The 14,110-nt window shown below is 75.7% G+C and carries 12 protein-coding genes; 7 read left to right on the top strand and 5 right to left on the bottom strand.

All coding sequences use genetic code 11. The annotated features are described in order from the left end of the window. Window positions 1-277: 277 nt before the first annotated feature. Together xylA and Q0789_RS07070 are read left to right on the top strand one after the other, a co-directional pair. Entirely contained in the window at window positions 278-1,477 is a 1,200-nt protein-coding gene (gene xylA / locus Q0789_RS07075) for a xylose isomerase (RefSeq protein WP_298803571.1), read from the top strand. Window positions 1,478-1,832: 355 nt separating this feature from the next. Beyond that, window positions 1,833-2,894, top strand: a complete 1,062-nt coding sequence (locus Q0789_RS07070; protein ID WP_298803568.1) for a LacI family DNA-binding transcriptional regulator — start codon at window positions 1,833-1,835, stop codon at window positions 2,892-2,894. Window positions 2,895-2,901: 7 nt separating this feature from the next. Here the strand turns inward: Q0789_RS07070 and yicI are convergent, their stop codons facing one another. Continuing rightward, on the bottom strand, window positions 2,902-5,175 hold the full coding sequence (yicI, locus tag Q0789_RS07065; RefSeq protein WP_298803566.1) for an alpha-xylosidase: 2,274 nt from the start codon (window positions 5,173-5,175) through the stop codon (window positions 2,902-2,904). 321 nt (window positions 5,176-5,496) lie between these two features. On the opposite strand from yicI, the gene Q0789_RS07060 reads away from it, so the two are divergent. From Q0789_RS07060 to Q0789_RS07040, 5 genes are all read left to right on the top strand, one after another. Next, window positions 5,497-6,564 carry an extracellular solute-binding protein gene (locus Q0789_RS07060; protein ID WP_298803564.1) on the top strand — a complete coding sequence of 356 codons (1,068 nt, stop codon included), beginning with the start codon at window positions 5,497-5,499 and terminating at the stop codon, window positions 6,562-6,564. Window positions 6,565-6,695: 131 nt separating this feature from the next. Further along, complete coding sequence (locus tag Q0789_RS07055; protein WP_363326061.1) at window positions 6,696-7,568, top strand: sugar ABC transporter permease; 873 nt, start codon at window positions 6,696-6,698, stop codon at window positions 7,566-7,568. 55 nt (window positions 7,569-7,623) lie between these two features. Continuing rightward, entirely contained in the window at window positions 7,624-8,484 is an 861-nt protein-coding gene (locus tag Q0789_RS07050; protein ID WP_298803560.1) for a carbohydrate ABC transporter permease, read from the top strand. Window positions 8,485-8,524: 40 nt separating this feature from the next. Further along, entirely contained in the window at window positions 8,525-9,403 is an 879-nt protein-coding gene (locus Q0789_RS07045) for a ThuA domain-containing protein (protein ID WP_298803558.1), read from the top strand. Beyond that, window positions 9,400-10,548: a Gfo/Idh/MocA family oxidoreductase gene (locus Q0789_RS07040; RefSeq protein ID WP_298803556.1), complete on the top strand. Its 1,149-nt coding sequence runs from the start codon at window positions 9,400-9,402 to the stop codon at window positions 10,546-10,548. The genes Q0789_RS07045 and Q0789_RS07040 overlap by 4 nt, the downstream gene beginning before the upstream one ends. Here the strand turns inward: Q0789_RS07040 and Q0789_RS07035 are convergent. The 4 genes from Q0789_RS07035 to Q0789_RS07020 form a co-directional block, all read right to left on the bottom strand. Then, the gene (locus tag Q0789_RS07035; RefSeq protein ID WP_298803554.1) at window positions 10,545-11,234 is read right to left on the bottom strand and encodes a DedA family protein; all 690 of its coding nucleotides are present in this window, start codon (window positions 11,232-11,234) and stop codon (window positions 10,545-10,547) included. The two genes, Q0789_RS07040 and Q0789_RS07035, sit on opposite strands and share 4 nt — an antisense overlap. A gap of 5 nt (window positions 11,235-11,239) precedes the next feature. Beyond that, window positions 11,240-11,668, bottom strand: a complete 429-nt coding sequence (locus Q0789_RS07030) for a hypothetical protein (RefSeq protein ID WP_298803552.1) — start codon at window positions 11,666-11,668, stop codon at window positions 11,240-11,242. Window positions 11,669-11,807: 139 nt separating this feature from the next. Continuing rightward, window positions 11,808-13,262, bottom strand: a complete 1,455-nt coding sequence (locus Q0789_RS07025) for a HAMP domain-containing sensor histidine kinase (protein WP_298803550.1) — start codon at window positions 13,260-13,262, stop codon at window positions 11,808-11,810. A 13-nt stretch (window positions 13,263-13,275) separates the two neighbouring features. Then, window positions 13,276-13,962: a response regulator transcription factor gene (locus Q0789_RS07020; RefSeq protein WP_298803548.1), complete on the bottom strand. Its 687-nt coding sequence runs from the start codon at window positions 13,960-13,962 to the stop codon at window positions 13,276-13,278. Window positions 13,963-14,110 lie beyond the last annotated feature (148 nt).

The raw sequence follows: 14,110 nt of genomic DNA, 5'->3' as shown, positions 1-14,110 counted from the left end.
GGAACGACGACCCACCCTCTCCGCCTCCTCCGGCGAAGGTGACGCCCCCTTCACGCCCCAGCCCCCTCCCACCGCGAAGGTGACGCCTCCTTCACGCCCCAGCCCCCTCCCACCGCGAAGGTGACGCCTCCTTCACGCCCCGAGCGCCTCCCCCGGGCGACGGTGACGCCCCTTCACCCGGAGGAGGACGGGCGGCCCTCCCCGTTGACGGCGCCCCGCCGACCGCTTATGTTCAGTGACTGGACGAAAGCCCGACTCGACGACGAGGAGCCTCCCCGTGGCACCCACGCCCACCCGTGACGACAAGTTCTCCTTCGGCCTCTGGACCGTGGGCTGGACGGCCAACGACCCCTTCGGCGCGGCCACCCGCCCGGTGCTCGACACCGTCGAGGCCGTGCACCGCCTGTCGGACATGGGCGCCTACGGCATCACGTTCCACGACGACGACGTCGTCCCCTTCGAGACGACGCAGCGCGACGCCGCCGAGCGCACGCGCATCCTCGACCGCCTGCGCGGGGCGCTGCGGGACACCGGCATGCAGGTGCCGATGGTCACGACCAACCTCTTCAGCCACCCGATGTTCAAGGAGGGCGCCTTCACCGCGAACGACCGCGGCGTGCGGCGCTACGCCCTCCGCAAGGCGCTGATGCAGATCGAGCTCGGCGTCGAGCTGGGCGCCAAGACCTTCGTCATGTGGGGCGGGCGCGAGGGCAGCGAGGTCGACGTCGCCAAGGACGTCCACGGCGCGCTCTCCCGCTACAAGGAGGCCGTCGACCTGCTGACGACGCACATCGTCGAGCAGGGCTGGGACATCCGGATCGCCATCGAGCCGAAGCCGAACGAGCCCCGCGGCGACATCCTCCTGCCGACGGTCGGGCACGCCATCGCCTTCACCCACACCCTCGAGCACCCCCACCTCGTGGGCGTGAACCCCGAGGTCGGGCACGAGCAGATGTCCAACCTCAACTTCACGCAGGGCATCGCCCAGGCGCTCTCCGCGGGCAAGCTCTTCCACATCGACCTCAACGGCCAGCACGGGCCCAAGTTCGACCAGGACCTCATCTTCGGCCACGGCGACCTCATCAACGCCTTCACCACGGTCGACCTGCTCGAGAACGGCTTCCCGGGCGGCGGTCCCACGTACGACGGTCCGCGCCACTTCGACTACAAGCCGCTGCGCGTGGAGTCGACCGAGGGCGTCTGGACGTCGGCCGAGGCGAACATGGCGACCTACCTCCTGCTCAAGGAGCGCGCCCTCGCGTTCCGCGCCGACCCGCGCGTCCAGGAGGCCCTGCAGCAGGCGCAGGTCACCGAGCTCGCGACCCCGACCCTCGCCGAGGGCGAGACCCTCGCCGACCTCGCCGCGGACCGCACCGCCTTCGAGGACTTCGACGCCGAGGCCTCGGGCGCCCGCCACGGCGGCCACGTGCGCCTCGACCAGCTCGCCCTCGAGCACCTCATGGGCGCCGCGAGCTGACGCACCACCGGTCGCGGCCCTCGGCCGCGGCCCCACCGGTCGCAGCAGCGACCGTCCACGACCGCGGGGTCGTCGCCCTCCCGGGCGGCGGCCCCGCGTCCGTCCCGGCGCGGACTTCGAGGGCCGACGCGCCGGGCCGCCGGGTGCGGGCGCGGACTTCGAGGGCCGACGCGCCGGCCGCCGGCCCTCGAAGTCCGCGCCGACGCAGGCCGGAGGGCGCCCACCAGCACCGCCGCACGCGGACCGGTGGTTGTCCGCGCCCGAGGCCGTGCCCTAGCGTCGATCGTCGATCCGGATCGACCCGCAGGTCGACGTCGGGAGCGGGGCGGGCCCGACCGAGCAGAGAGGTGGCGACGTGCCGACGAGCAAGGACGTCGCCCGGCTCGCCGGCGTCTCCCAGAGCACCGTCTCGTACGTCATGAGCGGCAAGCGGCCCATCTCCGAGGAGGTGCGGCAGCGCGTCCAGGCCGCCATCGAGGAGCTGACCTACCACCCCAACGCGGGCGCCCGGGCCCTCGCCGGGCGGCGCACGCACGTCGTCGGCCTCGTCGTCCCCTTCGGCGCCTCCGCCGACCCGGGCGGCCTGCTGCCCTTCATCGAGACCATCGCGAGCGGCGCGCGCGAGCACGACCACGACGTCCTCCTCGTCACCGCCGACGAGGGGACGAGCGCGCTCACCCGCCTCGAGGGCCGGCGCCTCTGCGACGCCATCGTCCTCATGGAGGTGGAGGCGCGGGACGAGCGGATCGCCGTCGCCTCGGGCCTGCGGGTGCCCGTGCTCCTCGTCGGCGTCCCGGAGGAGCCCGACGGCCTCGTGTGCGTCGACCTCGACTTCGCCGCCGCCGGGCGCCTGGCCGTGGAGGGCCTCGTCGAGCGGGGCCACCGCCGCATCGCCGTCCTGGGCTACCCGCCGGAGGCCGTCGAGCGCGACATCGGCTACGTGCGCCGCTTCGGGGACGCGGCCCTCGCCGCGGCGTCGGCGGCGGGCGTCGAGTGCGCGCTCCTGTCGCCCGTCGCGCACACCGCGGCCGCCGTCCGGGCCGCCGTGGGCCGGGCGCTGGAGACGGCGCGGGACGGCGACGGCGCGGACGACGACGGCCTGGACGACGACGCGGGGCTGGGCCTCGTCGTGGCCAGCGGGGGTGCCGTCCCGCTCGCGCTGACGGCCCTCGCCGAGCGGGGCGTCGTCCCGGGGCGCGACGTCTCGGTCGTCGCGATGCTCCCGGACGCCACGGCCGCGGCGACGTCGCCGCCCGTGAGCAACGTCTCGACGGAGAGCCGCGACGTCTCGCGCCGCGCCGTGCAGGAGCTCTTCCGCCTCCTCGGCGACGACCCGCCCACCGGCGGCGGCGTGCACCTCGTGCCGCCGCGGCTGACGCACCGCCGCACGACCGTCGCCGGGCCCGCCGGCGCCTGAGACGGCGTCAGAGCTGCAGGCGCACCTCGCGGGCGCCCTCCGGTGCGCGCACGAGCGTCGCCGCGTCCCCCGCCACCTGCACGCCCCACCCGCCGAGGCCGGAGTCCGCCTCGACGACGACCTCGTCGCCGTCCCGCGCGACCGTGAAGGTCGTGCCCGGCCCGTCCTCCCGGGGGACGACGACGGTCGAGCGGTGCCCGTCGGCCAGCGCGAACAGGCGCAGGACGACGCCCTCGTCCCACGCGTAGTCGGGGCGGTCGTCGCGCGCGCCGACGGGCAGGACCGTCCCCGGGCGCACGAGCAGCGGCAACGAGGTGGCGGCGTGCCGCTCGCGCACCCACCGCGGCCCGGTGACGACCTCGCCCGACAGCACTGAGGTCCACTCCCCCTCGGGCACGTAGTACGAGACGACGCCGTCCCCCGACATGACGGGGGCGACGAGCAGCGCGCCGCCGAGCATGTACTGGCGGTCGAGGAAGGCGGCCGTCGGGTCCTCCGGGTGCTCGAGCACCATCGCCCGCGCCATCGGCAGCCCGGCGTCGGTGACCTCCCGGGCGACGCCGGCCAGGTACGGCATGAGCGCCATCTTCAGCCGCGCGAAGGTGCGGGTGACCTCCACGGCCTCGTCGTCGAAGGCCCAGGGCACGCGCACCGAGCTCGACCCGTGGAGCCGGCTGTGCGAGGACAGCAGCCCGAAGGCCACCCAGCGCTTGAAGACCTCCGGGTCGGGCGTGCCCTCGAAGCCGCCGATGTCGTGGCTCCAGTACCCGAAGCCGGACAGCCCGAGGGACAGCCCGCCGCGCAGGGTCTCGGCCATGGCCTCGAAGGTCGAGAAGCAGTCGCCGCCCCAGTGCACGGGCATCTGCTGGCCGCCGGCCGTGGCCGCCCGGGCGAAGACGACGGCGCCGCCCTCGCCGTGGTGCTCGCGCAGGACCTCGAACACCATCTCGTTGTAGGCCTGCGCGTAGTAGTTGTGCATGCGCTGCGGGTCGGACCCGTCGTGCCAGACGACGTCGGTGGGGATGCGCTCGCCGAAGTCGGTCTTGAAGGAGTCGACGCCCATCGCCAGCAGCCGCCGCAGGTGGCCCTGGTACCACTCCCGCGCCGCCGGGCTCGTGACGTCGACGACGCCCATGCCCGCCTGCCACATGTCCCACTGCCAGACGCCGCCGTCGGGGCGCCGCACGAGGTGGCCGGCCTCCGCGGCCTCGGCGAAGAGCGGCGAGGCCTGGGCGATGTAGGGGTTGATCCACACGCAGGTGCGCAACCCCTTGTCGTGCAGGCGCTCCAGCATCCCCGCCGGGTCGGGGAAGACGTCCGGGTCCCACTCGAAGTCGCACCAGCGGAACTCGCGCATCCAGAAGCAGTCGAAGTGCACGACGGACAGGGGGACGCCGCGCTCGAGCATCCCGTCGACGGACGCCGTGACGGTCGCCTCGTCGTAGTCCGTCGTGAAGGACGTCGAGAGCCACAGGCCGTAGGACCAGGCGGGCACCTGCGGCGCCCGCCCCGTCAGGGCCGTGTAGCGGGCGAGCACATCCTTCGGCGTCGGGCCGTCGACGACGTAGTACTGCAGCACCTGCCCGGGCACGGACATCTGCGCCCGCGAGACGACCTCGGAGGCGACCTCGAAGGAGACGTGCTCGGGGTGGTCGACGAAGACGCCGTAGCCCAGGTCCGAGAGGTAGAACGGCACGTTCTTGTAGGCCTGCTCGCTGGAGGTGCCGCCGTCGGCGTTCCAGACGTCGACGACCTGCCCGTTGCGCACGAAGGGCGTGAAGCGCTCCCCCAGGCCGTAGACGTGCTCGTCGACGGCGAGCGACAGCTGCTCGTGGACGAACTCGCCACCGTCGTCGGTCGTCACCGCACCGACCGCCTTCGCGCGGCTCGCGGTGAGGAGCCGCCCGCCGGAGCGGAACTCGGCCTCCCAGGCGTCGCCGAGGGGCACGCGCACCGACAGGTCTCCCGCGGTGAGGACGCCCGCGTCGTCGTCGACGACGACGTCGGGGACGTGGCCGGGCTCCGCCGCCAGCGCGAAGGACGGACCGGCGGAGCGGCGACCGGCGTGGTGCTCCACCCGCACGCCGATGACGCCCGGCGCCGGGGAGCTGTACGTGACGGTCAGGGCCGGCCGGTTGAGGGTGTCGCCGCGACCGCGGACGACGGCGGTGGGCGCGAGGACCGTCATGCGCCCGTCGCCCGCCGTGATCGAGCGGACCTGCCGGGCCCGGAGCACGTGCGCGCCCGGTCGGTCCTGCCAGTAGCCGTCGGTGAACTTCACGCCGTCTCCTCGTCCCCGGTGTCCGCGCCTCTCCGTCGAGCGCGTCGATACGCTTCGACTCAGCGCATGCCGCGGACCGTAGGCCAGGTCGACGCCAGGCAGCAAGGAGGCCGATCGGTCACCGCGGGAGCCGGAGGGCACGGTCTTGCCGCTGCGACCACCCGGTTGCTAGCGTCACCGCCGGTCGATCCGTATCGATGAAGAGACGGGCTCCGCGGACACCCCGCGGACGGGTCTCGTCTCCGTCGATGCGCATCGCCCGGGGCACCCGCCCCCACCGGTGACACGCCGGAGGCCCAGCTGCTGCACGGAGGACCCGCCATGGCTCGACGAGGAGCGCACGCTCACCACCCCACCACCCGCGCGACCGGGCGCTCCGTCGCCGCGGCCGCCGCGGCCCTGCTCGGCGCCGTGGGTCTCGCCGCCTGCGGCGGCGGGGACGACGCCGGGTCGGGCGACCCGGCCGACGTCACGAGCATCACCGTCCAGGACACCTTCGTCACCGACCCGGGCGCCACCTTCTACGGCGAGCAGCTCGACGCGTGCGGCGAGGAGGTCGGCGTCGACATCGAGCGGCAGTCGATCCCCGGCGGCGACATCATCTCCCGCGTCCTGCAGCAGGCGTCCTCGCAGACGCTCCCGGACGTCCTGTCCATCGACAACCCCGACGTCCAGCAGCTGGCCGACGCCGGGGCGCTGGCCCCGCTCGACCAGTACGGCGTGTCCGCCGAGGGCTACAGCCAGGGCGTCGTCGACGCGAACACCTACGAGGGCGAGCTCTACGGGCTCCAGCCCACGACGAACACCCTCGCCCTGTTCTACGACCCCGCCGCCCTCGAGGAGGCGGGCGTCGAGCCGCCGACCACCTGGGACGAGCTGCGCTCCGCCGCCGAGACGCTCACCGAGGGCGACCGCTACGGCATCGCCTTCTCGGCCCCGCCGAGCTACGAGGGCACGTGGCAGTTCCCCGTCCTCGCGCAGAACCCGGACGTGGAGTACGAGGTGACGACCCTCCCCGCGCCCGAGGCCGGCGGCACCGTCTCCGCGCCCCTGGGCGGCGCGACGTGGACCCTGCCCGCCACGGGCGACGAGGCGCGCCAGCAGGTCGCGGCCGACGTCATCGCCTGCATGGGCACCGACGAGAACATCGTCGAGGACGCCCTCACCAACAGCACCGTCCCCTCCAAGCCCGAGCTGGGCGAGCAGGTCGTCGCCGAGGACCCGCGCATCCAGGCCTTCGTGGACCAGGTGCCCGATCTGCGCTCGCGCACCGGGGAGCTCGGCGCCGAGTGGACCGACGCCGCGACGTCGATCTACGAGGCCGTGCAGACGGCGCTCACCGGCGGGGCGACGCCGGAGCAGGCGCTCGAGCAGGCCCAGGGGCGCTGAGCCGCCCCGTGAGCACGACGACGACGCGGACGGGCGGCGCCGCCGCCCGTCCGCAGGACGGCTCGGGCGACGGTCCGACGGCGGGCGGCGCCGCGTCGCGCCGGTCCCGGTGGCGCGGGCCGCGCGCCCGGGTGCGCCTGCTGGAGCTGGCGTTCCTGGCGCCGGCCGTGGTCTACCTGCTGGCCTTCTTCGGCTACCCGGTCGTCCAGAACCTCCTCATGGGGTTCCAGGACTACACGACGCGGACCTTCGTCACCGGCGAGGCGCCGTGGGTCGGCCTCGACAACTACGCGACCGTCCTCGGCGACCCCTCCTTCGGCCGGACCGCCCTCAACACGGCGATCTTCACCGTGGGCTCCATCGCGGGGCAGTTCGTCCTCGGGCTCGCCATCGCCGTCTTCTTCCGCCGCCGCTTCCCCCTGGGGAACCTGCTGCGCTCGCTCCTCCTGCTGCCGTGGCTCATCCCGCTCATCGCCGCGAGCGCCGTGTGGGGCTGGATCCTCGACCGCGACAACGGCGTCCTCAACCAGGTGCTCGGCGCCCTGGGGATCGTCAGCGGGTCGCCGGGATGGCTCACCGACACGTCGCTGGCGCTCGTCGCGGTCATCGTCGTCAACATCTGGATCGGCATCCCGTTCAACACGACGATCCTCTACGCCGGGTTGCAGGACATCCCCGAGGAGCTCTACGAGGCGGGCTCGCTGGACGGCGCCACGGGCTGGCGGGCCTTCCGGCACATCACCTGGCCGCTGCTGCGACCGGTGGTCACGGTCGTGCTGGTGCTCGGCGTCGTCTACACGCTGAAGGTCCTCGACGTCATCCTCGGCCTCACGCAGGGCGGGCCGGCCGGGGCCACGCAGACCCTCGCCGTGCAGTCGTACAGCCTCTCCTTCACCCAGTTCGAGTTCGGGCTCGGCGCCGCGGTCGGCAACGTCCTCATCGTCGTCTCGCTGGTCTTCGCCGTCCTGTACCTGCGCGCCAACCGCCGGGCGGTCGACGAGTGAGGCCGCCCACGCCCTCCCCGGCCCCCGTCCCGGCGACGACCACCCTGGAGCACCCATGTCGCTGAACGCGTCCGTGCCCGTGCCCGACGCCGGCCCGGCCCCCCAGCAGCGGCGCCGCCGCAGCTGGGGCTCCACCGTGGCCGGCGTCGCGCTCCTCGCGGTTCTGCTCTTCCCGCTGTACTGGATGCTCAACGTCTCGCTGCAGCCGGCGGGCTCGGCGTCGCGGACGTCGTGGTTCCCCGCCCAGCTGAGCTTCGAGGGCTACCGCACGGCCTTCGAGCAGCAGAGCGGCAACCTCGTGACGAGCCTCGTGGTCTCGCTCGGCGCCGTCGCCCTCAGCCTCGTCATCGCGGCCCCGGCCGCCTACGCCCTGGCGCAGTTCCGCATCCGGTACGCCGGGGTCGTGCTCTTCGGCGTCCTCATCAGCCAGATGATCCCCGGCATCATCGTGGCCAACGCGCTCTACAGCGCCTACAACGACCTCGGCCTGCTCAACACCGTCGGCGGCCTCGTGCTGGCGGACGCGACGGCGGGGATCCCCTTCGCGATCCTCATCCTGCTCGCGTTCATGCGCAGCCTCGAGCCCTCGCTCGTCGAGGCCGCCCGGGTCGACGGCGCGGGGCCGATCCGGGCGTTCGTCTCGGTCGTGCTGCCCATCAGCCGCAACGCGCTCATCACCGCGGGGCTCTTCACCTTCCTCTTCGCCTGGGGCGACTTCCTCTTCGCCCTGACGCTGACGACGACGGCCGACGTCCGACCCATCACGCTGGGCCTCTACCAGTACATCGGGACCTACGTGAGCGACTGGAGCACCGTCATGGCGACCGCCGTCATGGCCTCGCTGCCCGCCATCGCGCTGCTCGTCCTCGCCCAGCGGTACGTCGCCGCGGGCGTCACGGGCGGTGCGGTCAAGTGACGAGCGGCCGCGAGCACCACCCCACCCGCAGGAGGAGCGCATGAGCGAGACGACGTACCGCACCTCGGAGGACGGCGCGGCCGGCCCCGACCCCGCGCCGCTGCCCCTGCGCGCGCGCCGCGAGGAGCCGCTGCGCGTCCTCGTCTGGGGCGAGAACCGCCACGAGCAGACCGAGCCCGAGGTCGCCGCCCGCTACCCCGACGGCATGCACGGCGCCATCGCCGCGGGCGTCGAGGCCAACCTCGGCGAGCGCGCCGTCGTCCGCACCGCGACGCTCGACGACCCCGAGCACGGCCTGACCGAGGAGGTGCTCGCCGGCACCGACGTCCTCACGTGGTGGGGCCACGCGGCCCACGACGAGGTGGACGACGCCGTCGTCGAGCGGGTGCACCGGCACGTCCTCGCGGGCATGGGGCTGCTCGTCCTGCACTCCGGCCACTGGTCGAAGATCTTCACGCGCCTCATGGGGACTTCGTGCTCCCTGCGGTGGCGCAGCGCGCACGACCGCGAGCTCGTGTGGACCGTGGACCCGACCCACCCCATCGCCCGCGGCGTCCCGCACCCGATGGTCATCGACGAGGACGAGATGTACGGGGAGCACTTCGACATCCCCGCCCCCGACGAGCTCGTTTTCCTCTCGACGTTCTCGGGCGGGGAGGTCATGCGCTCGGGCTGCACCTTCAGGCGCGGCCACGGGCGCGTCTTCTACTTCTCCCCCGGCGACCAGGACTACCCCGTGTACTTCCACGAGGGCGTCCGCCGGGTCATCTCCAACGGCGTCGAGTGGGCCGCCAGCGACCGCCGCGAGCGCTCGGCGCCGGTGCTGCTGCGCTACGAGACCGAGCGCTTCTGGAGCGGGCACGGCTACACGGGCGCGGTCGACCCCGCGGCGCGCGTGGCCGGGCAGGACGGGGCGTGAGCCACCGCGTGCTCGACCTCGGCACCGACGAGCGGCTGCCGGTCGTCTCCGTCGGGGCGGGCGGCATGGGCCGGGCCTGGCTCGACGTCCTCGAGGCGTCCCCGGACGCCGAGCTCGTCGGCCTCGTCGACCTCGACCTGGACGCCGCGCGGCGCGCCGCCGCGGACCTCGGCCGGCCCGACCTGCCGCTGGGGCGCGACGCCGTCGAGCTGGCGCGCGCGACCGGTGCGCGGGCCGTCGTGGACGTCACCGTCCCGGCCGCCCACCACCCCGTGACGACCGCGGCGCTGGCGGCCGGCCTGCCCGTGCTCGGCGAGAAGCCGGCGGCGGCGACGCTGGCGCAGGCGCTCTCGCTCGTCGCGGCCGCCGAGGTGACCGGCGAGCTCTTCATGGTCAGCCAGTCGCGGCGGTGGAACCCGCACGTGTCGCTGTTCCGGGACGCCGTGGCCCTCCTCGGCGGGGCGGGCACCCTGACGACGGAGTTCTTCCGCGCGCCCCGCTTCGGGGGCTTCCGCGAGGAGATGGACCACCCGCTGCTCGTCGACATGGCGATCCACGCCTTCGACACCGCGCGGCACGTCCTCGGCGACGAGCCCGCCGCGGTGTGGTGCACGACGTCCAACCCGCCGTGGAGCTGGTACCGCGGCGACGCGAGCGCCGCGGCCGTCGTCACCACGGGCGGCGGGGCGCGCTACTCCTACACCGGCTCCTGGTGCGCGCCGGGCGAGGAGACCTCGTGGAACGGGCGGTGGACCGCCAGCTGCGCCCACGGCTCGGTGCGCTGGGACGGCGACGACGAGCCCGTCGTCGTCGTGGCCGAGGACGCGCCCGCCGAGGGCCGGGCCGGCGTCGACGCGCTGCTCGCCGGGCCGCGCTCGCCCTTCGACGGCATCGCCGGCGCCCTCGCCGTCTTCTGCGCGGCCCTGCGCACGGGCGAGGCGCCCAGCGGCGAGGTGCACGAGAACGCCATGAGCCTCGCGGTGGTCGAGGCGGCCGTGGCCTCGGCGGGCAGCGGAAGGGTCGTCGACCTCGACGCGCTGCTCGAGGGCGCCCGCGCCGAGGCCGTGGCCGCCGAGCGCGACGAGCGGGTCCGCGAGCGCCTGCGCGCCTGGCCGGACGCCCGCTCGGCGCTGGCGGCGCGCTAGGGGCTCAGCGCCGCCGCGCCCTCCCGCCCGGCCCCGTCCTCCCGCGCCGCGCCGTCCTGCGGATCGGATCCCGACCCGTGGTGGCGCGACCGGCGGTGCCGCACGACCCGCCAGGCGACCACCGCGGCGACGAGGACGAGGACGGCGGCCGCGGCGGTGCCCTCCCCGAGCCGCGACGCCGCGGAGGCGTAGGAGGTGCCGGCGAGGTAGCCGACGGTGACGACGACGCCCGTCCACAGCAGCCCGCCGATCACGTCCCACAGGAGGAAGCGGCGGAACGGCATGCGGGCGCTGCCCGCGAGAGCCGGGGTGACGGCGCGCAGGAAGGCGGTCCACCGGCCGAGGAGGACGGCGGGGCCGCCGCGGCGGGCGAGGAGGTCGGCGGCGCGGTCGAGGGCCGCGCGGCGGCGCGCCAGCCACCGGTGGTCGAGGACGGCGGGCCCGAGCCGGCGCCCGACCGCGTAGCCGACGGCGTCGCCCGTCGTCGCGCCGAGGGCGACGACCACGAGCACGACCGGCAGCGACACGTGGCCCAGCGCCGCGGCGGCGCCGGCGAGCACGGCCGCCGTCTCCCCCGGCACGACGAAGCCGAGGAAGACAGCGGCCTCGACGAAGACGACGCCGGAGGCGGCCAGGTAGACCACCCAGGCCGGGGCCTGCAGCAGGTGGTCGACGAGGCCGCTCACGGCGCTCACGCCCCGGCGCGCGCCGCCGACGTCCCGCGGGCGAGGCCGGTGGACGCCGCCAGCACCCACACCGAGCCGACGGTCACGACCATCGCGCCCGGGACGTGGATCCACAGCGTGTCGCGCCCGCCGGTGGCGGCCTGGACGAAGGTGAGGGCGAAGACGACCCCGGCGAGCACCCACAGCCACGTCGGCGCGGCTCCGCGGCGGGAGGCCAGGAAGGCGGCGACGAGGGTGAGCCCCGAGGCGACGTGCAGGACGATCGCGCCCGCCTCGTGGTACTCGAGAGCGCCGTCGCCCGGGAAGAGCTGGCCGGCGGTGACGAACTGCCACAGCTCCGCGAGCACCGACAGCGCCGCGAGCGTGACGAGGAGGGCGACGCCGCGCGAGGAGCCGGTGGCGCTGCGGTCGGTGGCCGTGCGGGTGGTGGTCATGGTGGATCTCCTGGGCCTCGTGGTGCGGGCGCCGCGACGGGCGGGAGCAGGGGCGGGCGGCGCCGGGGTCGCTGTCGACCCCAGGGTCGGCGCCAGCACCTGACATCCGCCTGAACGCCCGCTGCGACGCGGGAGCCCCTCAGCCGCGGGGCAGCCGCACGACGACGCGCCCGCCCGGCCGCCCCTCCGCGTGCGCGTCCCCGCCCGCCGCCCGCGCCAGGCGGCGGACGAGCGCCAGCCCCAGCCCTGCGCCGTCGTGGCCGTCCCCGGGGTCCCCGCGCACGCCCGGCACGAACACCTCCTCGAGGAGGTGCGACGGGATCCCGGGCCCGTCGTCGTCGACCGCGACGACGACCCCGTCGTCGGGCGCGGAGGCCGCCGACAGCCCCACCCGCGAGCGCGCGTGCCGGACGGCGTTGTCGACGACCGGCTGCAGGAGCCGCTCGAGCACCGCGGCGTCGACGCCGACGACGACGTCCCCGGCCACGTCGCCGGTCACCTCCCCGGCCGCGTCCCCGACCACGTCCCCGACCACGTCCCCGGCCACCTCCACGTCGACCTCCGGCCGCCGCTCGCGGGCGGCGCCCGCCAGCCCCTCCAGGACGGGGCGTGCGGCGGCGCGCCCCGGCGCCCGGCTCGAGGACGCCCGGGCCGTGTCGAGCAGGGTGACGACCACGCCCTCGAGGGTCGCGGCCGCCTCGTCGAGCGTCGCGAGCCCCCGCTCGACGTCCTCGCCGCCCCCGCCGGCGCGCCGGAGCCAGTCCACCTCGGCGCGCACGCGGGCCAGGGGCGTCCTCAGCTCGTGGGAGACCTCGGCGGTGAAGGTGCGCTCGTGGCGGAGCGCGGCGCCCACGCGGTCGAGCACCCCGTCGAGGACGGCGGCCAGCGCCGCGAGCTCCGCCGGCCGGGGGGCGGCGCCGAAGCGGCGGTCGACGTCGTCGGCGCTCCACCGCGCCGCCTGCGCCGTCATGTCCTGCACCGGCTGCAGCGCCCGCGCCACGGTCGCCCGCAGGACGAGGTGCACGACGACGACGAGCGCGAGCCCGGCGACGGCCGAGCCCGCCGCCGCCAGCTCGCGCAGCCCCTCGTACGGCGCGAAGGAGGCGCTCGTGACGACGACCGCCGGCGCCCCGCCGCCGCTGGTCCCGACGGGCAGGGCGAGCAGCCGCGTGGGCGTCACGAGCCCGGCGTCGACGACGACCTCCGCGCCCTCGTCGGCCGCTCGCCGCGCGAGGCGGCCCGCGATCTCGTCGATCCGCTCGCTGGCGCCCGGGGGGCGCTCGACGACCGCGCCGTCCGGGTCGTACACCCAGGTGCCGACGTCGAGCGCCGAGTCGTCGCCGCCCTCGCGCAGCTCGACGGCGCCTCCCGCGTCGACGGCCACGGTGGCCGCGACGGCCTGGGCGCGGGCCCGCAGCACCCCCACGGCCTCCTCCTCCAGGGCCTCGCCGAGCAGGAGGTAGGCGCCGACCGCCAGGAGGAGCGCCCAGGCGGCCACGACGAGGGTGGCGCCCCAGGACAGGCGGCTGCGCAGGCTCGCCGCGCCGGCCCGGCGCCGCCACCAGGAGCCGACCCACGACACCCCGCCGCTCATCCCGCCCCGCCGCTCATCCTGCGTGGCCGTCGACGCGGTAGCCCACCCCGTGGACGGTGGTGATGGCGGCGCCGCCCACCGCGGCCGTGCGCCGGCGCAGGCGGGCGACGTACTGGTCGAGGGTGTTCTCGGCCACGTGCGCACCGTCGGGCCACCCCGCCCGCACGAGCTCGTGCCGTCGCACGACCTGCCCGGCGGCCGCGAGGAGGGCCGCGAGGAGCCGGTACTCCGTGGGCGTCAGCGCCTGCTCGCCCCCGGGGCCGGTGATGGCGTGGCCGGCCGGGTCGAGCACGAGACTCGTCGGGGCGGGGGGCCGGCGCGGCATCGACCGGCGGACGAGCGCGCCGAGGCGGGCCAGCAGCTCGCCGGCGTGGAAGGGCTTGGCGAGGTACTCGTCGCCCCCGGCGGCGTAGCCGGACAGCAGGTCGTGCTTGCCCTCGCGGGCGGTGAGGAAGAGCACCGGCACCTCGACGCCGCGGGCGCGCACCGCCTGGCACACGTCGCGCCCGTCCGAGTCGGGGAGCCCGATGTCGAGGACGACGACGTCGAAGGGCGCCGCGGGGCCCGGGCCGACGGCGCGCAGCGCCTCGGCGCCGGTGGCGGCGGTGACGACCTTCGCGCCGGCCTGCCGCAGGAGGCGCTCCAGGGAGGGGCGCAGGACCCGGTCGTCCTCGACCACGAGCACCCGCACCCCGTCCACGCACGCATCCTGCCCGGAGGGCCCGCGGGCGGCACGGGGCGTGGTCGCCGGGCCGAAGCAGTCGGGGCCGGGACGGCGCAGGGCCCGGCCCCGCCGGTGGCGGATCCGGGCCCTGCGCGGTCGGGCGGCGACGTCGCGGACGAGCGCC

Source organism: uncultured Pseudokineococcus sp. (genome assembly GCF_947499845.1).
In the GTDB taxonomy this organism is placed as follows: Bacteria; Actinomycetota; Actinomycetes; order Actinomycetales; family Quadrisphaeraceae; genus Pseudokineococcus.
Note: the sequence above shows the minus strand (reverse complement) of the source record. Positions and strands in the feature narration are given on the sequence as shown.